The organism is Bacillus sp. HY001 (assembly GCF_007558965.1).
In the GTDB taxonomy this organism is placed as follows: Bacteria; Bacillota; Bacilli; order Bacillales; family Bacillaceae_G; genus Bacillus_A; species Bacillus_A mobilis.
Genome location: NZ_VLTE01000005.1, coordinates 390,613 through 414,949 on the forward strand (window position 1 = coordinate 390,613; position 24,337 = coordinate 414,949).

Below are 24,337 nucleotides of genomic sequence, written 5' to 3' on the forward strand. Positions count from 1 at the left end.
TCTCCCACTGATTATTAACCCTGACCACTCAGGCTTTTACAGGCAGTAAAACTCCCTATATACATGTACCTTTTAAACACCTAATAAGAAAGCGCTTACTATTAATTAGGTAAAATATTACTTATGAAATGAATAACATATATGTCCTATTTTTTCCATTATATTATGATACATCTTATCATCATAAACTAAAGGAAACAACGAGCTTTTTTTGTCATGTTTTGACTAAAAAAAGCAGGTGATGTTTCACCTGCTTTTTTTCTTTATTCATTTAATAAGTAATGCTTTCCTTTTACTAAATAAAAAACATTTTCAGCAATATTTGTAATATGATCTGCTACACGCTCGATATATCGCGCCACAAAGGATAATTGTGTGATTTGTGTAATCGCTTCTGGTTGTTCTGGAACTGAAGATATAAATTCACGAATCGCTTTCCCATATATTTCATCAACTGAATCATCCATTTCAGCAATTTGTTTCGCAAAAGTTAAATTTTCTTGCTCATATGCTTCCAATGCTAACTGTAACATCTTATCTGCAATTGCAAACATTTCATCAAGATTGTGCAAACTAACAACCACTTCTTTTTCCCCAAGACGAATTGTTGATTTTGCAATATTAACGGCATGATCTGCAATACGCTCTAAATCTGTCGCTGTTTTAATTGAAATGAAAATCCTTCTTAAATCACTTGCTACAGGTTGCTGCTTCGTAATAAGCATAAGCGCAAGATCATTTATTTCCTCTTCTAAATTATCCATACGATAATCACCATCTATTACCTCTAACGCTTTCTCTACATCCCTTTTATGAAGACCTTCCATAGCAAGCAATAAAGCCTCCCTCGCTAGCTCTCCAAGCTCAATCACCTTTTGTTGTAACGTTTTTAAATCACACTGAAACTGTTCTCTTACCATCGTTTCTTCCCCCTCAATATTATGTGCCATTATATATAAATCTCCTATTTTAAGGCCTCTTCTCTCTGTAATCAGCCTTAAAATAGGAGAAGTATTCCTTCTCAGCAAAATAAGGAATACCCTCTGTTAAGAGGGTATTTGCTCTTAGCCTTGCAACGACATCAACCAAATCGGCCTGTAATATAATCTTCTGTACGCTTATCTGAAGGTGTCGTAAATAATTTATTTGTATCTGTATACTCCACAACTTCTCCACTTAAGAAGAAAGCAGTTTTGTCTGAAATACGTGCTGCTTGTTGCATATTATGCGTTACGATAACAATACTAAAGTCTTTCTTTAACTCTTGAATTAATTCTTCTACTTTTAATGTTGAAATTGGATCTAGTGCCGATGTTGGCTCATCCATTAAAATAACGTCTGGTTCAATTGCTAAACAACGTGCGATACATAGACGCTGTTGCTGTCCACCAGATAAACCGTATGCATTATCATGCAAACGATCTTTTAACTCATCCCAAATCGCTGCTCCACGTAAACTTTTTTCAACAATCTCATCCAATGTTTTCTTATCACGAATACCATGAATTTTCGGTCCATATGCTACATTTTCATAAATAGATTTTGGAAATGGATTTGGCTTTTGGAACACCATTCCCACATGAGTTCTTAATTCTTCAACTGGGTATGATTTATCAAATATATTGCGTTCTCTATATTCAATTACACCTGTAGTTCGCACGATCGGTACTAACTCTACCATACGATTTAATGTTTTTAAGTACGTTGATTTACCACAACCACTTGGCCCGATAATTGCTGTAACTTCATTCTCATGAATGCTTAAGTTAATATCTTTTAAAGCGTGGTCTTCTCCGTACCATAAATTTAAGTTTTTCGTATCAAATACTACTTTCTTTGGTGCAGTCTCGATTTTCTCCTCGTTTTTCACCTGTACATTTACTACTGTTGCTACCATTTGAATTCCCCTTTCATCCATTTCCAACTTATTTTCGATTTCGTAACCATAAGACAAATATATTGATAAAGAGCAACAAACCTAACAAAACAATCATTCCAGCAGCTGCTACATACTGAAATTCTTCTTGCGGCCTACTCATCCAATTAAAAATTTGAATTGGTAAAACTGTAAATCTATCAAACATACTAAATGGAACATAATTTGCAAATGCAAGTGCCCCGATAACTAATAACGGTGCCGCTTCTCCAATCGCTCTTGATATCGCTAACGTACAACCCGTTATAATTCCTGGGAAAGCATATGGCAATACAATTTGATACATCGTTTGCCACTTCGTAGCACCTAATCCGTAAGAAGCTTCTAATAATGAACTTGGCACAGATCGTATCGCTTCTTGACTCGCTACAACAACTGTCGGTAAAACGAGTAAACTCATCGTCAGTGCCGCCGCAATAATACTCTCACCTAAATGAAGAGCATATACAAAAATAGTTAAGCCGAGTAATCCAAATACAACGGAAGGTACTCCTGCTAACGTTTGATTATTAATTTCTATTACCTTTTTAAATATAGATTCCTTCGCATATTGCTCTAAATAAAGAGCAGTTCCGACTCCAAATATAAAGGAGACTGGTATAACAATACTCATAAATAATATTGTTCCTGACAAAGCTGCAGCAATCCCAGCTTCTTTCGGATTACGCGAAGCGAAGTTTATAAAGAAATCTAACGAAAGGTAACTTATACCTTTTTCAAAAATTTGAAAAAGTAAAATAAGCAGTATTACTATTGAAAATAAAATTGCTATATAAAATATCAATTTGTAAACTCGGTCTTTTAAAAAGCGTGATGCCATATTCTCTTGTATTTTTTTATGATTCAACATTCGCATATTATGTCACCCTCCTAAAGCGGCGCATAATAGACTGCGAAATGATGTTCATGATAAAAGTAAATAAGAATAAAGTTGCGCCTACAGCATACATGCTGTAATAAGTAATTGTTCCATGTGGAGCATCACCTAAACTCACTTGCACAATATAGGCTGTTAGCGTTTGAATAGAGTGTGTCGGATCGAGTGATACATTCGGTGTGGATCCCGCTGCAATTACAACGATCATCGTTTCACCAATTGCTCTGGAAGCAGCTAATATGATCGCTGCCATAATCCCTGTAAAAGCCGAAGGAAACACGACTTGTTTTACCATCTCAAACCGAGTTGCTCCAAGTGCTAACGAAGCTTCTTTCATTCCTTTCGCTACAGCTCTTATCGCGTCTTCAGATAGAGACGCAATTGTAGGTATCATCATAAAGCCAATAACAATACCTGGACTGATCGCATTAAAAAACTGTAAATCTGGTATAATCCGTTGTAAAAGCGGTGTGACAACTGTTAATGCAAAAAAACCATATACAATTGTCGGAATACCTGCTAATAGTTCTAACATCGGTTTTAATACTTTCCTTGCACCGTTTGAAGCATATTCACTTAAAAATACGGCACACGCTAAGCCGATAGGAATTGCTACGAGCATGGCAATTGCTGTTACAAGGAACGTTCCACATATAAGTGGTAATATACCGAATTTAGGATCTTCAAAAAAAGGTAACCATTCTTTTCCCGTCAAAAAGGAGAGTAATGGTATTTTTTGAAAAAACATCAATGTTTCATTTGCCAATGTAAAAATAATTCCAAGTGTCGTCACAATAGACACGCTAGCAATTATTTTTAGTAATAATGGAACGATTCGATTGATTCGCTGCGTTTTTTTTCTTTGTTTTGTATTTCTTTCAATCAAATGTTGTACAGAAAATGTAATTTGACTTTTGTCATTATGAGCCAAAGATGAAAACCCCTTTCCACCCTGACATTACCTTTTTATTTCTGTTAACATCCGCAGCTGTTCATTGTATTTTTCTTTTGGTAATTTTACATATCCAATCTCTTCAGCAAGATTACCTACATGCTGAATCATAAACTCAATATAATTTGCTACATTCATTTTATTTCGGATAGATGCATCATTCACATAAGCAAATAGCGGCCTAGATAATGGCTTATACTTACCTGATTGAATGGTATCTTTCGTCGGAAGTACACCATTCACTTTTATTGCTCTCACCTTATCTCGATTGGCCATATAATAAGCATATCCTACAAAAGCAATGGCATTTTTATCATTCATTACCCCTTGCATAATAACTTGATCATCTTCAGACAAAGAGACTTTTTTTACAATGCGACTATTTTGTAAGATGACATTTTGAAAATAATCAAACGTACCAGAGTCTACACCTGGCGCATAAAACTTCACCTGTTCACGTGGCCATGATGAATGAATTTGTGACCATCGCTTTTCGCTTCCATCTTCACTCCATAATAGACGTAACTCGTCTACCGTCATATTGTCTACCCAAGTATTTTGGCGACTCACAACGATCGTAAGGCCATCGTAAGCGACTTCAAACGGTGTAAACTGAATGGAGTTTTTCTTCATTTCATTTTCTTCCACTTGTTTCATTGATCTCGAAGCATTATTTATATCTACTTCTCCTTTACTGAAACGATTAAATCCTCCTCCTGTTCCAGAAACACTGATGGAAATTTTCACGTTTGGATGCACCTTTGTATATTCCTCCGCTACCGCTTCTATAATAGGAAAAACTGTTGAGGATCCATCAACTCTCACTTCTCCCATTTCATTCACAGCAAATGCAGTAGACGTGCCAACATAAAGGAAACATGTCGACAGTATGAAAACTTTAATCGATGCACTTATCCATTTCACGTGTTCTTCCTCCTAGAAGTAACCGGAAATAACAGGATTACAGATATAAGAATACTGCTAAACTATTAATTCGGTTTTAATTGTTTGTAAAAGTTTTGTAAAGTTCCACAAGAATCAACATTAAGTAAAAATTTAATCCGTAGCCATTGTTCATCTTCACTGATGATTGGTCCATAAAACCGTTATCCTCCATATCAATTATGAGGCCCTTGATTTTCCGATATGATATGCTTGTCCACTTTATTAAAACGTATGCGTGAACCATAAAAAAAAGCACACTATCTTTTCAGATAGTGTGCTTTTTTACAACTTTTTTATTCATCATCTTGCTTTTTATTTTTATTTTTCTTATCTATTTCCTCTTGTGTAGCTTCGCCATTTTCTACTTTTTTCAAATCAAAGTACGCGTCCATAATGTCACGACTAATATAACCGTTAATACCTGATTTATCATCTACCCAAGGTACAACAACAGAAAATGCTACTTCAGGGTCTTCAAGTGGCGCATAACCTACTAACGTTAAGTTATATGTCTCTTTACGTTCATTTTTTGCATTTCTACCAATCTCTTTATCTCCGCCATACACAGTTTGAGCTGTACCTGTTTTACCAGCAGCTTTATATGGTGCACCTGCAAAGTATTTCGCAGCTGTACCACCAGAATCGTTAAATACTTGTCTAAATCCTTCCTGAACACGTTTAATTTGTGATTCAGGCATATCAATACGGTTTAGTACTTTCGGTTCCATTGAATGAACAACTTTTCCAACTTCGTCTGGTTTCGCTGCCGGTTGACGAATTTCCTTTACAACTTGCGGCTGCATACGATAACCACCATTTGCAATTGTTGAAACATATTGTGCTAATTGAAGTGGTGTATACGTATCATACTGTCCAATTGATAAATCTAATAGGAAACCTGGCTGAGTTCCTTTACCTGTTTGACCCGCTGATTCATTCGGTAAATCAATACCTGTTTTCACACCAAGTCCAAACTGTCCAAAATAATAACGCATCGTATCAAATGCTTTTTGTGGTATATCTAACGTACCACCTCTCACATATTGAACACCTGCGATATTCATCGCTGTTTTAAACATATATACGTTAGAAGACATTTTTAATGCTGTCAGATCATTAATATATCCCATCGTCTTCCAAGAAGATTTTTTCGGCGTTCCTTTCAACACGATTGGTTCATCGAGCTGAACTGAACCTGGTTGAATCGCATTCGTTTGATAGCCTGTAAGTACTGTCGCACCTTTTACAGTTGATCCCATCGGATAAGAGCTTGTCATCGTTCCTAATGCGAAATCTTGCACTTTCGTTTCGCCATTTTCTTCCACTAACTGTTTCCCTGCCATAGATAAAACTTCACCATTTTTTGGATTCATCATTACAACGAATGCACGATCTAACAGAGGTTGTCCCCCTTTATATCTCAATAAATTTTTAGTGATAATTTCTTCTACACGCTTTTGTAATTCCATATCAATTGTTAAATTCAGATTATTACCACTTTGCCCTTTTGATACATTAATCGTTTCTAAAATATTACCGTTTTTATCTGTAATATTTTTCACTTCCGCTTTATTACCGTGCAAGCTATCTTCATATTGCTGCTCAAGATAACTTTTCCCTACGCGGTCATTTCGATTATAATCACGAACAAGATAGTAATCTAGTCTTTCTCTAGGTAAACCTTCATCAGATGTTGACACCCCGCCAAGTACACTTCGGAATAAATCATCATAAACATATTTTCGATCCCAATCAACATTCGTATCTACACCCGGTAATGCTGCTAGGTTTTCACTAATAATCGCATATTCTACTTCTGTAGCATCCTTTTTAATGACTTGAGGTGTCATTGCATATCCGCCGTCCATTTTGCTTTTAATCGCTAGTACTTCTAAATCTTTTGCGGATAATTGATTCATTTCCTCTTCTGTCACGCGACTTCGTTGACGCTCATCTAATTCTTTATCGTCAATTTTTTTATCTTTTAACTCTTGACGATCTTTATTTGTAATTTTTTCTTTCGCTTCCTCTTTATGCATAGCAAGCCAATAATCTTTTTTATCGCGATCTGTTAATTTATCTGTCGGTACTTCAATCAAATCTGCTAGCTTTTTCGCTGTCTCTAAGCGAGCCTCTGCAGTTGATCCTTTCATTTTTGTAAATGTAATCGTACGTACAGCTGCATTATCTACTACAGCTCGTCCATAACGGTCAAATATTTTCCCACGTGGTACAGGATTACTTATCGTCGAGTTCTCTTTCCTCTCCACTTCATTCTTATATTCCTCACCGCGAACAATTTGTACATATCCAAGCCTTACAATAACCGCGGAGAACAATAAAAACACGCAGAAAAACAGCACGTTTAACCGAAAAGGAACGTGAGTCTTTTTCTTTTGTTGTTTCTGCTTCTTGCTCATACAAACCCCCTCTACCAACAGCTATGTAATGTGAAAGGGACACCTTCATACAGGTGTCCTCACTGCTGTCTTACATCTTTTTCTATTCTAGCATAAAACAACCGAGAAGTTAACCTTCTGGTTCTGTTTGGTTCTGCGCAGTCGCTTGCGTTACAACACTTGTTTTACTCGCATTTCCCTCATCATATTTGACATTTTTAACTGCAAAATAAATAAGAAAATGTCCTGCACCTAAAATACATAATAAGTAAGGTAAACTTTTTTCAGGCGGAAAGAATAGTACAGCACATAAAAAACTTAAAATCGAGCAAATTCTTCCTGCATTTAACCATAATTCCCGGACAACTACATACTCTACACGCCACTCTCTCGCATTTTTCGCTCTGCCAATTACATCATATGTCATGGACCCGTACGGAACGAGCAAAATAGGGTATGCAATCGCAATACACGCTGCATAAATAAGTAATTTTGCGTATGTAACATTGAATATAACTAAAAATACGACAGCATATAAAATAATGCCTCCAAGCAAAATTGCTTTTTTTCGCCATTCTTTCTTTAACATACGAGTAACTAAATAGTAACACACAAATGATACAGCCGAATTTACTAAGCTATACTTCCCTAATGCGAGCTCGCTATCAGTTGCTAAATACACGTACACGGAAATCACAAAAATAAATGTTCCCTCTCTCAGCCCTTGGAAAAAATGAGCACGTGTAATTCTTCCCCAATTTTTATCAATCTGCCGCTCTTTCAATACTTGTACAATTTCATACCGTCCTTCGCATTCTCTCTTAGATACAAAAAAGCTTAAAATGACAGCAATTGCAAATAACAGTAACGAAAGAAAGAATATGACCGTATAGCCACTCCATTTTTCCATACGTGAAATTGTGTATCCAGCTGCTATCGGTCCAATCATGCCAGAGAAGGATGTAAGAAGTCCAAGAAACCCATTAAAGAAATCTCTTGTTTCTGGTTCTGTAATCTCGAATGTTAATAAATTAAACGCGAGCCAGTAAAAACCATAACCGACCCCTAAAAGAGCCCCCATTAATAAAATATAGTGAGAAGCGCTTTTTCCCGCTACTAAAACAACGATAAAAAAAATTGCTAACGTGCCTACTCCTATTCGTAACAAGATTGAGCGATCAATACGTTTCGCTAATTTCCCACCTATAAGAAATGTGAGAGGCTGTAATACAACGCTGGCCAAATTATACAAGCCAAGATTCACATAATTTTGTGTTTGTTTCCATAAATAAATGTTAACAAACGTATTCGATAAAGAAATTGCGAGCGTGTATAAACCTCCAATAAGGAGCAATAACACTAAATCCCGATTCACTTCAACGTCACCAATTATATGTTTCAACTTCATACACAACTCTCCTTTACTTCATGTTCTAGTCTTCCAAAGACAAGCCCAATTATGTAAAAGGAAAGCATAGAAAAAAGCTAGGAGTATTCTCCTAGCTTTTTTCTATCGTTATTACAATTATTTAGCTTCTTGGTAACGTTTTTCAGCAGCGTTCCAATCTACAACGTTCCAGAATGCACCGATGTAGTCCGGACGACGGTTTTGGTAATTTAGGTAGTAAGCATGTTCCCAAACATCTAAACCAACAACTGGAGTTTTACCTTCAGTTAGAGGAGAATCTTGGTTTGGCGTGCTTGTTACTTCTAACTCACCATTGTTTACTACTAACCAAGCCCAACCAGAACCGAAACGAGTTGCGCCAGCTTTTGCGAATTCTTCTTTGAATGCATCGAAGCTACCGAATTTCGCTTCAATTGCAGTTGCAAGTTCGCCTACTGGTTGTCCGCCGCCGTTTGGAGATAAGATTGTCCAGAAGAATGTATGGTTAGCATGTCCGCCACCATTGTTACGTACTGCTGTACGGATTGCTTCTGGTACTTCGTTTAAGTTTGCAACTAATTCTTCTACGCTTTTGTCAGCTAATTCTGCATGACCTTCTAAAGCAGCGTTTAAGTTTGTAATGTACGTGTTATGGTGTTTTGTATGATGGATGTTCATTGTTTCTTTGTCAAAGTGAGGCTCTAAAGCATCATACGCATAAGGTAAATTTGGTAATTCGTGTTTTGCCATTGTTATATTCCTCCCAGTTTATGTATTGCCACTTAAGTGACATACAACTTCATTCTACCCTAATTGCCATAGGGTGCAAACAAATAAATCACATTGTCTTGCTATCATTAACGTAGCAAAATTCCCACTTCTTTTCAATTAAAATGCTCATATATTCCGTAAAAAAAGCTCCCTTCTACAAGGAAGCTTCCTACTGACGTAATAAACATGTGAAATGGATATGGACCCTGTAGGACTCGAACCTACGACCGGACGGTTATGAGCCGTCTGCTCTAACCAGCTGAGCTAAGGGTCCACAATTATGTATGTAACAACATATCAAATAAAGGAATTCCTATCGGATATATCCTTTAAGAAATGTAAGATAAATTTACCATACGAAAAAGAAAAGTGTCAATTGTATTTTTCTCATTTAAAAGAAGAAAATTAATAAAAAGAAATTTAGTTATCTCCACTATATGTAAATATAATATATCTTGAGATTCTCTAGATTCCTACGTTACAATGATTTTATACATACACAAAGGAAGTGAATCTATGTCCATATTTACCCAATTAGCAAAAAGCGTATATTCGCCTAAAGATATGGCGCTATTCCGTTTTCAAAAAATCGGAAAAACCATTTTGTATATTATGCTACTTTGTCTAATCACTACTATTCCAAGAACATTCTTTTACGGTAGCTTTATCCAAGATAGTGTTACTATGGTAAATCAAGCAATTGAAAAAGATTTACCTGATTTTAAAATCGAAAACGGTGAACTAAAAGCGGATATTGAACAACCTATTCAAAAGGAAGAGGGAGATGCTCTTTTCGTATTTGATCCCAATACAACAGATATAGAACAATATCAAAACAAAACTGGTTTATTTATTTTAAAAGATAAAGTAGTTTCTATAGGAAATGGTCAGCAACAAACATACTCCTATAATGATTTATTAGGGACATCTCTTGAGAAGAAAGATTTGCAAGATTTTATTTCTGTATTCGATAGTATTTATCCAATTTTACTAGCCGTTATCGGCGTGTTAGTATACCTATTCCAATTGTTTATTACTTTCTTAGGAATTACTTTACTTGCGTTTATAGGTTCTGCTATGAGTGGTCAACGTAAATTATCTTATAAGCAAGTATGGACGTTAACTGCATACAGCTACACAATTCCAACAATCTTCTTTATGATTATGGATTTATTCAAAATTGTTGTACCTGGTTCAACATTCATTTATATCGCAGTTGTTTTAATTGTTCTATACTTAACGATTAAAGAAGTTCCAAAACCGAACGAAAAAAATGCCTAAATAGGCATTTTTTTTTTGGACAAGCATATATTCCTAGCAAAGGAGTGAAGAATATGAAGAGATTAGGTATATTCTTATTCGTGCTTGTTCTTGGTTATATATTTTATTACGATATAAAAATCGGCACTTTACCGATGTTAAGTTCATATAAAAAAACAAATGCGGCCCAAACGATAAAACAAGAAAATACAGATACAAAACAAAATAAAGAGAACAAAACAGAAAAAGAAGCAGATGTCACTTATAAAACAATAGAAGTCAAAACAGGTGATACGGTTCTTTCCATTACAGAAGCGATTAATAAGAAGAAAATTCCTTCTATCGAAAAAGTAATTGATGATTTTAAACAATTAAATAAAAATACATCTGCTACAAAAATACAAATTGGAAAGTCTTATAAATTCCCGTTATATCAATAAGCAATCACTTAATCCTTGTCAATTACATAAAGGCGCTGATACAATAGTAAAAGTGAAACCGAGCACTTCGGTTTCTATAGCCCTGTATCACGTATACTATCATTGATATGAGGGACTAAATAAGAAACTTCTTTTATAAGGAGAGCGATCTATTCGTGAATGAAATGACTCATCGTACAAAAACACGTCCAGTTAAAGTCGGTAATTTAACAATTGGCGGTAATAATGAATTAATTATACAAAGTATGACAACAACAAAAACACATGATGTTGAAGCAACAGTTGCTGAAATTAAACGTTTAGAAGAAGCTGGCTGTCAAGTCGTTCGTGTTGCTGTTCCAGACGAACGCGCAGCAAATGCTATTGCTGATATTAAAAAACAAATCAACATTCCACTTGTTGCTGATATTCATTTTGATTATCGCCTTGCTTTAAAAGCAATTGAAGGTGGCATTGATAAAGTACGTATCAATCCAGGTAACATTGGTCGTCGCCATAAAGTAGAAGCTGTTGTAAATGCAGCAAAAGAACGCGGTATTCCAATCCGTATCGGTGTAAACGCAGGTTCATTAGAGCGTCACATTTTAGAAAAGTACGGATACCCAACTGCAGATGGTATGGTCGAGAGTGCCCTACATCACATTAAAATTTTAGAGGACTTAGATTTCCACGATATTATCGTATCTATGAAAGCCTCTGATGTTAATTTAGCAATTGAAGCATACGAAAAAGCTGCACGTGCTTTTGATTATCCATTACATTTAGGTATTACAGAATCTGGAACATTATTTGCCGGAACTGTAAAAAGTGCCGCTGGTCTTGGAGCGATCTTAAATAAAGGCATCGGAAATACACTACGTATTTCATTAAGTGCTGACCCAGTTGAAGAAGTAAAAGTTGCACGTGAACTATTAAAGTCATTCGGCCTTGCATCTAATGCAGCAACACTTATTTCCTGTCCAACTTGCGGTCGTATTGAAATTGATTTAATTAGCATCGCTAACGAGGTAGAAGAATACATCTCTACACTAAAAGTACCAATTAAAGTTGCAGTACTTGGCTGCGCTGTAAACGGTCCTGGTGAAGCTCGTGAAGCTGATATCGGTATTGCGGGTGCACGTGGAGAAGGATTATTATTCCGTAAAGGGCAAGTTGTTCGTAAAGTACCAGAAGAAATCATGGTAGAAGAACTGAAAAAAGAAATCGACGTAATCGCTGCTGAAATGGCTGCTGAACGAGAAAAAGAAAAAGAAAAAGAAACACAAGAACAATAAAAAGAAGGTTGCCACAATATTTGTGAGCAACCTTCCTTTCTACGTAAAAAGCTCGTCAGTTATATAACTGACGAGCTTTTACTTTGCACATTTTGGACAACGGCCGTATATTTCAAACTTATGACCGGTTACTTCATAACCGTTAAAATCTTTATTCATAAAATCCATCGGGCAGGAAGTAATCTCTTTCGTCCCCCCGCAATCTAAACAAATAAAATGGTGATGATGTTCCATAATAGAACATGTAAATCGAAAATGTTTTTCACCATTTAATTCCGTTTGTTCCAGAACACCAATTTCAGCAAACACCGTTAAGTTACGATAAATCGTATCAAAGCTAAGACCTGGATAATCATCCTTCATATGCTCTAAAACGTCTTTCGCCGTTAAATAACGATTGTGAGCTGCAAATAACCTGAGCATTTCTTCCCTTTTCCCAGTATGTTTGTATCCTTTATCTTTCATTAGGCGTAAAGCTTCTGTTAGATTCATATCTATCCCTACTTTATGCAGTTTTTTTCTTTTTCCATAAAATCGCACCAATTAAAATAAGAACTGCTATCATAACAATTGTACCACCTGGCGCTAGATCAAGTTGATATGAAGCAAACATTCCACCAATTACTGCAATTTCACCAAATAAAATGGAAAAGAAAATTGTTTGTTTAAATCCATTCGCAATACGAATACTTGCTGCAACTGGTAAAGTCATTAATGATGATACGAGCAGAACCCCTACTACACGCATTGATACTGCAATGACAAGAGCAACCAATATAATGAAAATAAAGTGAATCCACTTTGCACTCAAACCAGTTGATACAGCGTATTCCTCATCAAACGATAGTAAAAATAACTCTTTGTATAATAAAGTAATCGTTGCAATAACAACAATTGCTACAATGCCAATAATGATTAAATCTGTACTTGTTACAGCACTTACACTCCCAAATAAATAACTAAATAAATCAGTGTTAAATCCGTTTGCAAGTGATATAAAAATAACCCCAATCCCCATTCCTGCTGAAAGAATAATCGGAATTGCTAATTCTTGATAATGTTTATATACAGTACGTAATTTTTCAATTAGTAACGCCCCACCAATAGAAAAAACCATTCCCATATATAAAGGATTTAAAAATCCTCCTGTAAAAATTGTTTTTTCTAGTAGTAAACTTGCAGCAATACCTGATAATGTCACGTGACTTAATGCATCCGCAATAAGCGACATACGGCGAATGACAACAAACACACCGATAAGCGGTGCAACAAGTCCTATTAAAATTCCTGCATATAAAGAGTTACGTAAAAAGTCATATTGTAAAAAATCTTGTATCATTATATCCTCCCGTGATGCTCATGCTCGTGTTCTAAACGATGAACATGATGTCCATATAAGACCGACATTTCCGCATCTTCTAACTCTCGGAACTTCTCTACATTTCCATGGAAATGTAGATGTTGGTTTAAGCATGCAACATGTGTTACCTTTTCCGTAACTGCTCCCATATCATGAGTAACGAGAATTAATGTGATTCCTAACCTTTTGTTTAAATCCTCTAATATCTCATAAAAACTTTCTACATTCTTCACATCGATTCCAACAGTGGGCTCGTCCAAAATAAGTAATTCAGGATCACTAACGAGCGCACGAGCAATAAATACACGCTGTTGTTGTCCACCAGAAAGTTCTCCGATATTGCGCCCTTGAAACTCACTCATCCCTACATCAGCAATCGCTTTTTCTACCTTTTCCTTATCGTTTTTCGTAAAAAAGCGAAACAGCCCTTTTTTCGAAACGAGTCCCATTGATACAACTTCAAAAACAGTTGCCGGAAAACCAGAATTAAAGCTATTTGCTTTTTGCGACACATAACCAACTTTGTTCCATTCTTTAAACTTCTTACTATCAACACCAAACAAACGAATACTTCCCTGCTTTGGCTTTAAAACGCCTAATAAACATTTTAGCAAAGTTGATTTCCCAGAACCATTTGGCCCAACTAAACCTAAAAAAGCTCCCTTCGGAACTTGCAAATTAATATCTTCTAACACATTTCGATCTTCATATCGAAATGACAATCCTTCTATTTCTAATATATTATTCATAGCATCTCACCTATTTTAATTCAGAATGATTCCGATTTATATCTATTTGAATTATAGTACAGCTTATTATAGTTGTAAACCAATCTGCCTAAAATATATCATTTTTTTCAAGAAACCTTACTATTATAACAAAAAGCAGAGAAAAATTCTCTGCTTTCGAAAAATATCCCTATAAAACGTAACCTTAATCAGATGAGGCCATCCCCTACTGATTATTTTTCCTCAAGATACATGTTTTAGTGAATAGCTGATTTAAACTTACCACCATTTGTCTCTTGCGTACTCATAATCGTAACAAACGCATTCGCATCAATTTCATACACAATTGATTTTAACTTTGTCACTTCCAGACGCGTTACAACTGCATAAATAACTTCTTTTTCTTTATCTGTGTAACCGCCTTTCGCTACAAGCTTTGTAGTTCCACGACCAAGACGATGCAAAATCGCATTTGATACTTCTTCATATTGATCTGATACAATTAAAACGGCTTTCGTTTCATCTAAACCTTGAATGACTGTATCAATTGTTTTGAAGGCAATATAGTACGCCATAACAGAATACATAGCTTGTTCAACACCAAATACAAATGCCGCCCATGCAAAAATAAATAAGTTCACAAACATTACAAATTCACCAACAGAGAAAGGTAATTTCTTCGTTAATAAAATACCCATAATTTCTGTTCCGTCCATTGATCCACCATGACGAATAACAAGTCCTACACCAAGACCTAAAATAAGACCACCAAACACTGTCGCTAAAATTGGCTCTGTTGTAAATGGCGGAACAGCATGTAACGTTGATTCAATAAATGCTAAAGCTACAATACCGAACGCCGAAGATAGCATGAACGTTTTTCCGATTTGCTTATAGCCTGAATACATAAATGGGATATTGAGAATAACGACTAAAGTAGAGAAACTTAACCACCAAATATTAGGAGTAAGATAATCTAATATAAGAGAAATACCAATAATTCCACCATCAATAATTTTATTTGGCATTAAAAATAGTTCAATCGCTACCGCTGCGCATGCCGCCCCAAAAATAATCATAACTAAACGATAAATAAGATGGATAACACTTTCTTTTCGATGTTGCTTCTGCTCCATAAATCCTCCCCATACTCTTTTTCTATAGTTTTGTCCTTATATTATAACATACGCTTCTTTTTCTCATGAAAAAAGAAACTCTATACGAATATGTACAAGCTACGTACTCATATATTTCGATAGAAGAACGTGTGAAGGAGGATAACTCGATGAACCTCATTAAACAACTCGTAAATAAAAAATTAAATCATATTTCTACAAAAGAGTTATTGAAATATAGCAAAGAATATGAAGTCTCTATTACGACTGCCCAAGCCGATCAAATTGTTTTACTTATGAAAGGAAAGAATATTAACATTTACGATAATGACGAACGGCTAGCGCTCTTAAAACAAATAGCAAAAGTAACCTCCCCTGCTACTGCCCAACAAGTAAATACTTTATTTCAGCAACTACTAAAATAAGGAGGGGAAAATCCCCTCCTTATTGCTTATTGCGCTTTAATTTTCTCAAGAATTCCTTCATCAAAAGTACCATTTTTCAGCATTTCGATTTCTAATTTATATGGCGGCTTCTTATCTTTTTTATCTTCACCTACATATGGAGTTTCAAGAATTTTTGGTACGTGCATTAACTGTGGATGATGCACAATATGATGTAACGCTTTATAACCGATATGACCGAAGCCGATATTTTCATGACGGTCCTTTCCTGCGCCGCGTACATTTTTACTATCATTAATATGAAGTACCTGCAAACGATCAATACCAACAATCTTATCAAATTCGTTTAATACGCCGTCAAAATCATTTACAATATCATATCCTGCATCGTGCGTATGACACGTATCAAAGCATACTGATAATTTCTCATTATATTTTACACCATCAATAATCTTTGCAATTTCTTCAAAGCTACGACCGCATTCCGTTCCTTTTCCTGCCATCGTTTCTAACGCAATGTTAACCGTCTGTTCTGGCGTTAACACTTCATTAAGCCCTTTAATAATTTGTTGAATACCAGCATCCGCTCCTGCCCCAACGTGCGCACCTGGGTGAAGAACGATTTGTTTCGCCACACCTAATGCCGATGTTCTTTCAATTTCCATGCGAAGGAAGTCTACACCTAATTGGAATGTTTCTGGCTTCGTCGTATTCCCAACATTAATAATATATGGCGCATGTACGATAATGTCCTCAATACCGTTTAGTTCCATATGTTTTCTTCCTGCTTCTATATTCAATTCTTCAATTGGTTTTCTTCGTGTATTTTGCGGCGCACCTGTATAAATCATAAACGTCGTTGCACCGTATGAAACAGCCTCTTCACTTGCCGCTAATAACATTTTCTTACCACTCATGGAAACATGAGATCCCATCTTTAACATACAATCACCTCTTCAATATACAATAGATATAATGATAGCATAATTTGTAGAAATATGTAGTGAATTGTTTGTTCCTAAAACACTACGCAAATTGTAACTGGCTACACCGAAACTTTAATCAGTGTTTTTTCCATTCCCCACTGATTATTATCCCGCAAATAGCCAGATAAAGTGAAACTTTAATCCGTGGGGGTTTTCTTCATCCCCCACGGATTATTAGCCCTCACCAATCGGACTTTAATGGGCAGCCCGACCCCCACCTAACTTCTTTGCTTTCGCTGAATTTTGAGGTGGGGGTCTTACTGCCCATTAAAGCGGGATAAAAAAAGATAAGGGGGTTCCCCTTATCTTTTTTTATTGCTATATTTTTTCTTCACTTTGTCACGTTCTGTTGCAAGTTTACGTTTATAGTTTGGTTTTACTTTTTTCGGCTTTTTAATAACTTTTGTTGCCATAACGTCAAGTTCATCATTTGGTTTCTTACGGCTCTTACGACGACGACGTTCACCTAAATCCGCCCACTCATCTCCACGTAAATCTACATGCTTGAATTCAATATGACGTTGTTTTTCTAAACTATCTAACGCTTCTTCGTTTGCTGGATCATAAATCGTCACTGCAATACCTGAATGCCCTGCACGTGCTGTTCTTCCAACGCGGTGAACGAAGAAATCTAAGTCTGATGGAAGTTCGTAGTTAATAACATGACTAATTCCTTCAATATCAATACCACGTGCTGCTAAATCCGTTGCAACAATATATTGGAATTCAAGGTCACGAATTTGTTTCATCATTTTTTTACGATCACGCGGTGATAAATCTCCGTGAATTCGTCCAACTTTTAAGCCACGTTCCATTAATCCGTCAGCAACCTGATCCGCCATCTTCTTCGTATTCGTGAAAACAACTGCTAAATATGGTTTAAATTGTAGCAACATTTTGTTCACTAAATCGATTTTATTACGATGTTTAGAAGGTACTAAATAATGTTCAATATTCCCAGCCGCAACTTGTTTTGGATTGATATGAATATGCTCTGGATTCTCCATATATTTCTTCAGAAACGGTTTTAGTTTTTGAGGAATTGTTGCAGAGAAAACTAGCATTTGCAAGTTTCTAGGCATGCGTGCTGCAATTTTGTCTACATCATGAATGAATCCCATATCAAGCATTAAGTCTGCTTCATCGACAATAATCGTATTTGCTTTATGAACAAATAGCGCTTGCTCTTCTACTAAATCTTTAATACGTCCTGGTGTTCCAACTACAACATGAGGTTGCTTTTTCAACTTTTCAATTGATCGTTGTTTATCAGTTCCACCAATTAAACAACGTGCTGTAATCATTTGATCTTCCGCACAAAACTTTGTTAATTTCACGATTTCTTCGTAAATTTGTTGTGCTAACTCACGAGTAGGCGCTGTAATAACAAGTTGTACTTCTTCACGACTTGCATTAATTCTGTTCAATGTAGGAAGTAAGTATGCATGTGTTTTCCCAGAACCTGTTTGGGATTGTCCAATTACACTTACACCTTTTTTCACAACCGGGAAAATTTTCTTTTGAATTCCTGTCGGCTCTGTAAAGCGTAGTTCACGAACTGCATCTATTAAAAATGGTTTAAAATCATACTGTGTAAAAGTTTGTTGTGTCATAAGTTACACCTTCTTTCTAAATTTCTACTGCGCGCACAAATCAGTCAAGTCTACATTATATCGAAATCTACAAGTAAAATCCATCTTTAGTTTAGGTTTTTCCTTCAAAAACTAACCTTCTTCCCTCTTATTGCATATTGTATGTGTATATACCTAACTGAAGAAAGGAGGATTTCTCACATGTTTCCAAAATCTCCTACAAGGCAAATGTATCCGAATCCAGGACAGCAACCTTATACACCATATCCAATTCCACAACTACCACCGATGGCACAAAAAAAGAAAGGTTTCCTTGCTAAACTCTTTAAAAAAAATGATCCCACCGAGCCTTTCATGCAAATGGTTCCACCTTATCGACAAATGGAAGGACCGCCGCCAATGATGCACCAGCACCAGCGCCAGCAACCGCCGCCCCAATATCAACAACAATACCAATACCAACAACAATACCCGCAGCAATACTCACAACAATATCAACCATACATGCAGCCGCATCCAGAGCAAATGATTCCCCCTCAAATGTATGAATCAAATGAAACGCGCGGCGGTGCAGCAACTACAGCAGCATCCAGTAGCGGCATCGGCAGTTTTTTTGCGAATTTAATTTCGAATCCAACTAATATGATAAACAATATTGAAAAAGTTTCCCAAGTCGTTCAATCTGTAAGCCCTGTCGTCGAACAGTACGGTCCTATTATGCGTAACTTACCAAGCATTGTTAAAATCCTCACCTCTGGAAAAAGTACGGAAGAAGATTCAACTGAAGATCAAGCTGAAGACATAGCAGAAAAGGTTGAGGTAGCAACTCCGCCTCCTCCACAAAAAAAAAGAAAAAGAAAAAAAATAGTGATTGAGCCTGTCATAGAAAAAGAATTACGAGAGGAGCCTGTTCAAAAAATAGCAACAAAACCAAAACTATATGTGTAACAATCCTTTGTTTTCTATCCACTCCTCCTTTATAATGTAAAAGACTATGCACAAAAGTATCCCTTGTTTAGAAGGAGAGGATTACTCATATGAAAATTGTTAAAATTTCCCCTCGTGGTTATTGCTACGGTGTTGTGGACGCGATGGTTATTGCACGTAACGCCGCATTAGATACATCATTACCAAGACCTATTTATATTTTAGGTATGATTGTTCACAACAAACATGTAACAGATGCGTTCGAAGAAGATGGCATCATTACATTAGACGGTCCAAGTCGATTAGAAATTTTAGATAAAATCGAATCTGGTACTGTTATTTTCACTGCACACGGTGTTTCTCCAGAAGTTAAACAACGTGCAAAAGAAAAAGGTTTAACGACAATCGATGCCACTTGTCCAGATGTTACAAAAACACATGACCTTATCGAAGCAAAGAAAGCTGAAGGTTACCATGTCATTTATATCGGCAAAAAAAATCATCCAGAACCAGAAGGCGCAGTTGGTATCGCACCTGATATCGTTCATCTTATTGAAAGAGCTGATGATTTAAAAACATTAGAAATTCCAACGGATAAAATTTTAGTTACGAACCAAACGACAATGAGCCAATGGGATGTTCAGCATTTAATGGAGGACATTCAGAAGAAATTCCCAACAGCAGAATTCCATAAGGAAATTTGTTTAGCAACTCAAGTTCGCCAAGAAGCGGTCGCTAAACAAGCTGATGTTGCAGATTTAACAATTGTTGTCGGTGATCCAAAAAGTAACAACTCAAACCGTTTAGCACAAGTATCACAAGAAATTGCTGGTACGAAAGCATACCGCGTTGCAGACGTAAGTGAGATTAAATTAGAGTGGCTACAAGGTGTAGAAAACGTAGCTGTTACAGCAGGTGCTTCTACTCCAACTCCAATTACGAAAGAAGTTATCGCTTTCTTAGATCAATATGATCCAATGAATCCCGCTACGTGGGAGAGAGTTCGAAAAGTACCGTTACAAAAAATATTACCTCGTGTAAAAGTGAAAAAAGAACAATAATAAAAACCGTTGCCTATATGAGCAACGGTTTTTATTTTTCTTATACAAATGTAAATGGATCTGTATGTAATTGCGAAGCATGAATGTGTACATTGAGTTTCTTTGCATCCACTTTTTCTTGTAATTGCTTTTGCACACCTTGCTTCATTACTTTTTCAACGTTATGTCCTGGGTCAACTATATTTAAACCGAGCATCATCGCATCATGAGCAACATGATAATACATGTCACCTGTTACATATACATCCGCTCCCTTAAATTTAGCTTGATTGATGTATTTATTACCATCACCACCAAGTACAGCTACTTTGCGCACTTTATCATCTAAGTTCCCAACAACTCGTGCACCCTTTACATCTAATGATTTCTTTACATGTTCTGCAAACTGTCCAAGTGTCATTTCTTCTTGTAAGTATCCTATTTTCCCAAGCCCTAATGTTTCACCTTTGTTATCAAGTGGATACACATCATACGCTACTTCTTCATATGGATGTGCCGTTACCATTGCTTTAATCACTTTTCGCTGTAGTGAAGCTGGAATAATCGTTTCAATTCGCACTTCTTCTACGCGCTCTAACTGTCCAGTTTCCCCGATATAAGGATTTGTCCCCTCTTGAGGTACAAACGTACCTGTACCCTCGCCACTAAACGTACAGTGGCTATAATTGCCGATATAACCAGCTCCTGCGTCTCCTAATGCTTTTCGTACTTCTTCTGCATGAGTTACTGGCACAAACACAACAACTTTTTTCATTTCTTCTGCATATGTCGGTGCCAGAACTTCTGTATTTTGCAATCCTAACGCCTCAGCAAGTAAATCATTTACCCCGCCCTTAGCAACATCCACATTTGTATGTGCTGCATAAATGGCGATATCATTTTTAATACACGTTTCAATAATTCTTCCGTACGCTTTATCTGTATGAATTGCTTTTAACGGATTAAAAATTAAAGGGTGATGCGCAATAATGACATTCGCTCCTAATTGAATTGCTTCCTCCACAACTTCTTCCGTTACATCTAACGCAATCAATACGTGCTGTACAGGTTTATTAAGCGCTCCAATCTGCAGGCCAATCTTATCTCCTTCCATTGCCAAATGCTTCGGATACATACTTTCAAATAAAGAAATAATTTCATGGCCGTTTGGAATTTTACTCATGATAAAACCTCCCCTATCATTTTCATTTTCGCTGCTACTTCCGCACGCTTCGCTTTTGTTTCTTCAGAATCAGCCGCACGTTCTAACTGTTTTAAAATATTTTGGAAGTTTTTCAATTCTCCTTCCCATTTCTCAACGAAAGCTTCACCCTTTTCTTTTATTAAAAATGGCCCCATAAACAATTCAGCTTGCTTATTTTCAGAGTAAGGCATCGCAATGTTTCCACGCTCTCCTACTAAAATCTCGTAAATTTTCCCATCTTCTTTTACGATTTTTTCATGGATAAGTTCCCACCCATTTTCAATAAACCATTCACGAATGTGATGCGCTGCAATATTCGGCTGCAAAATTAAACGCGTTACACCTTCTAATTTTTCTTTACCACTTTCTAAAATGTCACGAATTAACGCTCCGCCCATTCCAGCAACCGTAATTACATCTACTTCTCCTGGCGCGATAACAGCTAATCCATTCCCTTTACGTACATCCACTTTATCTTGTAAGCCACTTTCAGCTACAGTTGCTTGTGCAGAGCGAAATGGTCCATCTACAACCTCTCCTGCAACTGCTTTTGTAGCAATGTTATTTATAATTGTATAACACGGTAAATACGCATGATCCGATCCAATATCAGCAACTGTAGATCCTACTGGTATTTCACGCACAACTTCTTTTAATCGTTTTGAAAGCTTTACTTCATTCATGTATTTCCATTACTCCTTCTCTTGTCAGTCTGTCTCCATGATAATGAATTTATAGTAGTTGTTGCAAGCCCATAACAACAATTCACTTCTCGATCACTCATCGTATTTTAGAAAATATAGAAAAACAAGCCCTTTGCATAAGCAAAAGGCTTGTCATACGGAACTTTATTTTTTCTTCGACAACCAATCAGCTACTTTAGCCGCTTGATCAGCTGGAACTATATTTGGTGGCATATTTCCTTTTCCTTTCGAAAGAATTTCTTTAATTTCATCTTTCGAAAGTTTCCCACCAATCTTTTGTAAATTAGGCCCTACTGCCCCTTGTAACTGGTCACCGTGGCAGCTCGTACAGCTTTGCTTCACAATATCCTCTGGCTTCGATGCTGTTTGCGCTGGCTTCCCACCATTTTTTGCATCAGCTAACTCTTTAGATTTATTTAGCCCCTGAAATGAAAATACAAACATAACGATAATACCTAATGCTGCAATAAGAGCGAACGGAATCAGCGGATTACGTTTCATATCTCTTCTCCCCCCTCTATACCCCTAAATAGTTAGATGATTCAGTCATTTCCATTGTACTTGAAAACGCTCTATCAGAAAAGAGTAAACTACTAATCGTTAAAAATATTCCATAAATTCAGTTTATTGTTTTTTATTGTTATATCGCTTATTATTTCGATAATTATTAACGTTTCTCATCATATTTTTCACTTTTCTACATATATTTTTGTATAGAATAAACAAAATTAATCGAAAAATCGAAAAATGAGCATTTGCAAATCAAAAGACAATTCTGTAAAATAAATTACAAGAAATTGTAATCGTTGCCGATAGCTAAAGTTTAACAAAAGTTAACAAAATAAAAAAGTTTACTTCACAAAGGTGAAGTAAACTTAAAAAGAACCTATTCTAAGAAATCCTTAAGACGCTTACTACGGCTTGGATGTCTTAATTTACGAAGTGCTTTTGCTTCAATTTGACGGATACGTTCTCTCGTTACGCCGAATACTTTCCCAACTTCTTCAAGCGTACGAGTTCGTCCATCATCTAAGCCAAAACGAAGACGCAGAACATTTTCTTCACGATCTGTTAGTGTATCTAACACATCTTCTAATTGTTCTTTTAGCAATTCATACGCTGCATGGTCCGCAGGCGATGTTGCTTCTTGGTCTTCAATGAAATCACCTAAATGGGAGTCATCTTCTTCACCAATCGGTGTTTCAAGAGAAACTGGCTCCTGTGCAATTTTTAAGATTTCGCGTACTTTTTCTGGAGCAAGATCCATTTCTTCACCAATCTCTTCAGGAGATGGTTCGCGTCCTAAATCTTGTAATAATTGACGTTGCACACGAATTAACTTATTAATCGTTTCAACCATATGAACTGGGATACGAATTGTTCGTGCTTGGTCTGCAATCGCACGTGTAATCGCTTGGCGGATCCACCAAGTTGCATACGTACTAAATTTGAAACCTTTACGATAATCGAACTTTTCAACCGCTTTAATTAGACCCATATTCCCTTCTTGGATTAAGTCTAAGAAAAGCATACCACGGCCCACGTAGCGCTTTGCAATACTTACTACAAGACGTAAGTTTGCTTCTGCAAGACGACGTTTCGCTTCTTCATCGCCATCTTCAATACGCGTTGCAAGTCGAATTTCTTCTTCTGCAGATAGTAAATCTACACGACCAATTTCTTTTAAATACATACGAACAGGATCATTGATTTTAACCCCAGGTGGTACACTTAAATCATTAAGGTCGAATTCTTCTTCTGTTTTTGAAATTTGGCGATTATTAGGACCTTCTTCGTTGTCGTTGTCACCAACTAAGTCAATCCCTTGTTCACCTAAATATTCATAGTATTCATCCATTTGATCGGATTCAATTTCAAATCCATTCATGCGTTCTGCAATCTCTTCATATGTAAGAACGCCACGTTTTTTTCCGAGCTCAGTGAGTTGTTCTTTCACTTGCTCAAGGGTCATTTCAGTTTCAATTTGTTTAGAACGAGCTGGTTTGTCAGCCATCTGTTCCCCTCCTTACGCGAGA

At 36.4% G+C, this 24,337-nt stretch carries 24 protein-coding genes and 1 tRNA gene; 6 read left to right on the top strand and 19 right to left on the bottom strand.

From position 1 onward, the window contains the following. Window positions 1–263: 263 nt before the first annotated feature. The 9 genes from phoU to FOT98_RS04840 all read right to left on the bottom strand — a co-directional run bounded on the left by phoU (window position 264) and on the right by FOT98_RS04840 (window position 9,541). Entirely contained in the window at window positions 264–920 is a 657-nt protein-coding gene (gene phoU, locus FOT98_RS04800; protein WP_033656402.1) for a phosphate signaling complex protein PhoU, read from the bottom strand. Between the two features lie 161 nt (window positions 921–1,081). Then, window positions 1,082–1,897 carry a phosphate ABC transporter ATP-binding protein gene (gene pstB / locus FOT98_RS04805; RefSeq protein WP_000226681.1) on the bottom strand — a complete coding sequence of 272 codons (816 nt, stop codon included), beginning with the start codon at window positions 1,895–1,897 and terminating at the stop codon, window positions 1,082–1,084. A 28-nt stretch (window positions 1,898–1,925) separates the two neighbouring features. Further along, on the bottom strand, window positions 1,926–2,792 hold the full coding sequence (gene pstA / locus FOT98_RS04810; RefSeq protein WP_061677351.1) for a phosphate ABC transporter permease PstA: 867 nt from the start codon (window positions 2,790–2,792) through the stop codon (window positions 1,926–1,928). Between the two features lies 1 nt (window position 2,793). Next, window positions 2,794–3,744 (bottom strand): phosphate ABC transporter permease subunit PstC, encoded by a 951-nt coding sequence (pstC, locus tag FOT98_RS04815; protein ID WP_063260800.1) that lies wholly within the window; start codon window positions 3,742–3,744, stop codon window positions 2,794–2,796. A 27-nt stretch (window positions 3,745–3,771) separates the two neighbouring features. Next, a complete protein-coding gene (gene phoX, locus FOT98_RS04820) occupies window positions 3,772–4,689 on the bottom strand; it encodes a phosphate ABC transporter substrate-binding protein PhoX (protein WP_063260799.1) in 918 nt (305 codons plus the stop codon). A gap of 314 nt (window positions 4,690–5,003) precedes the next feature. Beyond that, on the bottom strand, window positions 5,004–7,130 hold the full coding sequence (locus tag FOT98_RS04825; protein WP_063260798.1) for a peptidoglycan D,D-transpeptidase FtsI family protein: 2,127 nt from the start codon (window positions 7,128–7,130) through the stop codon (window positions 5,004–5,006). Between the two features lie 109 nt (window positions 7,131–7,239). Next, a complete protein-coding gene (locus FOT98_RS04830) occupies window positions 7,240–8,517 on the bottom strand; it encodes an MFS transporter (protein WP_061677338.1) in 1,278 nt (425 codons plus the stop codon). Window positions 8,518–8,634: 117 nt separating this feature from the next. Further along, a complete protein-coding gene (gene sodA, locus FOT98_RS04835; protein WP_001052034.1) occupies window positions 8,635–9,246 on the bottom strand; it encodes a superoxide dismutase [Mn] in 612 nt (203 codons plus the stop codon). A gap of 221 nt (window positions 9,247–9,467) precedes the next feature. Beyond that, a tRNA-Ile gene (locus FOT98_RS04840) sits at window positions 9,468–9,541 on the bottom strand. A 242-nt stretch (window positions 9,542–9,783) separates the two neighbouring features. On the opposite strand from FOT98_RS04840, the gene FOT98_RS04845 reads away from it, so the two are divergent. The 3 genes from FOT98_RS04845 (at window position 9,784) to ispG (ending at window position 12,241) form a co-directional block, all read left to right on the top strand. Then, window positions 9,784–10,548 (top strand): DUF1189 domain-containing protein, encoded by a 765-nt coding sequence (locus FOT98_RS04845; RefSeq protein ID WP_061677337.1) that lies wholly within the window; start codon window positions 9,784–9,786, stop codon window positions 10,546–10,548. 53 nt (window positions 10,549–10,601) lie between these two features. Further along, a complete protein-coding gene (locus FOT98_RS04850) occupies window positions 10,602–10,967 on the top strand; it encodes a hypothetical protein (protein ID WP_063260797.1) in 366 nt (121 codons plus the stop codon). A gap of 164 nt (window positions 10,968–11,131) precedes the next feature. After that, window positions 11,132–12,241 carry a flavodoxin-dependent (E)-4-hydroxy-3-methylbut-2-enyl-diphosphate synthase gene (ispG, locus tag FOT98_RS04855; RefSeq protein WP_122950842.1) on the top strand — a complete coding sequence of 370 codons (1,110 nt, stop codon included), beginning with the start codon at window positions 11,132–11,134 and terminating at the stop codon, window positions 12,239–12,241. Window positions 12,242–12,319: 78 nt separating this feature from the next. Here the strand turns inward: ispG and FOT98_RS04860 are convergent, their stop codons facing one another. The 4 genes from FOT98_RS04860 to FOT98_RS04875 form a co-directional block, all read right to left on the bottom strand. Then, a complete protein-coding gene (locus FOT98_RS04860; RefSeq protein WP_001054512.1) occupies window positions 12,320–12,733 on the bottom strand; it encodes a Fur family transcriptional regulator in 414 nt (137 codons plus the stop codon). Between the two features lie 13 nt (window positions 12,734–12,746). Further along, window positions 12,747–13,580, bottom strand: coding sequence for a metal ABC transporter permease (locus tag FOT98_RS04865; RefSeq protein WP_061677330.1), 834 nt, complete (start codon window positions 13,578–13,580; stop codon window positions 12,747–12,749). Then, the gene (locus FOT98_RS04870; protein ID WP_001059649.1) at window positions 13,580–14,350 is read right to left on the bottom strand and encodes a metal ABC transporter ATP-binding protein; all 771 of its coding nucleotides are present in this window, start codon (window positions 14,348–14,350) and stop codon (window positions 13,580–13,582) included. The genes FOT98_RS04865 and FOT98_RS04870 overlap by 1 nt, the downstream gene beginning before the upstream one ends. 236 nt (window positions 14,351–14,586) lie before the next feature. Next, a complete protein-coding gene (locus tag FOT98_RS04875) occupies window positions 14,587–15,465 on the bottom strand; it encodes a YitT family protein (protein WP_061677326.1) in 879 nt (292 codons plus the stop codon). Between the two features lie 149 nt (window positions 15,466–15,614). Here FOT98_RS04875 and FOT98_RS04880 point away from each other — a divergent pair, with 149 nt between their 5' ends. Further along, the gene (locus FOT98_RS04880; RefSeq protein ID WP_061677324.1) at window positions 15,615–15,869 is read left to right on the top strand and encodes a DUF2624 domain-containing protein; all 255 of its coding nucleotides are present in this window, start codon (window positions 15,615–15,617) and stop codon (window positions 15,867–15,869) included. A 26-nt stretch (window positions 15,870–15,895) separates the two neighbouring features. Here FOT98_RS04880 and FOT98_RS04885 read toward each other — a convergent pair whose 3' ends face one another. Together FOT98_RS04885 and FOT98_RS04890 are read right to left on the bottom strand one after the other, a co-directional pair. Next, window positions 15,896–16,792 carry a deoxyribonuclease IV gene (locus FOT98_RS04885; protein WP_063260796.1) on the bottom strand — a complete coding sequence of 299 codons (897 nt, stop codon included), beginning with the start codon at window positions 16,790–16,792 and terminating at the stop codon, window positions 15,896–15,898. A 344-nt stretch (window positions 16,793–17,136) separates the two neighbouring features. Further along, on the bottom strand, window positions 17,137–18,447 hold the full coding sequence (locus tag FOT98_RS04890) for a DEAD/DEAH box helicase (RefSeq protein WP_061677320.1): 1,311 nt from the start codon (window positions 18,445–18,447) through the stop codon (window positions 17,137–17,139). 180 nt (window positions 18,448–18,627) lie between these two features. Between FOT98_RS04890 and vrrA the strand changes: the two genes are divergently transcribed. Together vrrA and FOT98_RS04900 are read left to right on the top strand one after the other, a co-directional pair. Further along, a complete protein-coding gene (gene vrrA / locus FOT98_RS04895) occupies window positions 18,628–19,374 on the top strand; it encodes a VrrA/YqfQ family protein (protein WP_061677318.1) in 747 nt (248 codons plus the stop codon). Between the two features lie 89 nt (window positions 19,375–19,463). Beyond that, window positions 19,464–20,414 carry a 4-hydroxy-3-methylbut-2-enyl diphosphate reductase gene (locus FOT98_RS04900; protein ID WP_000706674.1) on the top strand — a complete coding sequence of 317 codons (951 nt, stop codon included), beginning with the start codon at window positions 19,464–19,466 and terminating at the stop codon, window positions 20,412–20,414. Between the two features lie 40 nt (window positions 20,415–20,454). Here FOT98_RS04900 and FOT98_RS04905 read toward each other — a convergent pair whose 3' ends face one another. From FOT98_RS04905 to rpoD, 4 genes are all read right to left on the bottom strand, one after another. Further along, the gene (locus FOT98_RS04905) at window positions 20,455–21,576 is read right to left on the bottom strand and encodes a Nif3-like dinuclear metal center hexameric protein (protein WP_063260795.1); all 1,122 of its coding nucleotides are present in this window, start codon (window positions 21,574–21,576) and stop codon (window positions 20,455–20,457) included. Beyond that, window positions 21,573–22,280 carry a tRNA (adenine(22)-N(1))-methyltransferase gene (locus FOT98_RS04910; RefSeq protein ID WP_063260794.1) on the bottom strand — a complete coding sequence of 236 codons (708 nt, stop codon included), beginning with the start codon at window positions 22,278–22,280 and terminating at the stop codon, window positions 21,573–21,575. The genes FOT98_RS04905 and FOT98_RS04910 overlap by 4 nt, the downstream gene beginning before the upstream one ends. Window positions 22,281–22,445: 165 nt before the next feature. Beyond that, window positions 22,446–22,802 (bottom strand): cytochrome c550, encoded by a 357-nt coding sequence (gene cccA, locus FOT98_RS04915; protein ID WP_000828145.1) that lies wholly within the window; start codon window positions 22,800–22,802, stop codon window positions 22,446–22,448. Window positions 22,803–23,187: 385 nt separating this feature from the next. Beyond that, complete coding sequence (rpoD, locus tag FOT98_RS04920; protein ID WP_000764063.1) at window positions 23,188–24,315, bottom strand: RNA polymerase sigma factor RpoD; 1,128 nt, start codon at window positions 24,313–24,315, stop codon at window positions 23,188–23,190. Between the last annotated feature and the right edge of the window lie 22 nt (window positions 24,316–24,337).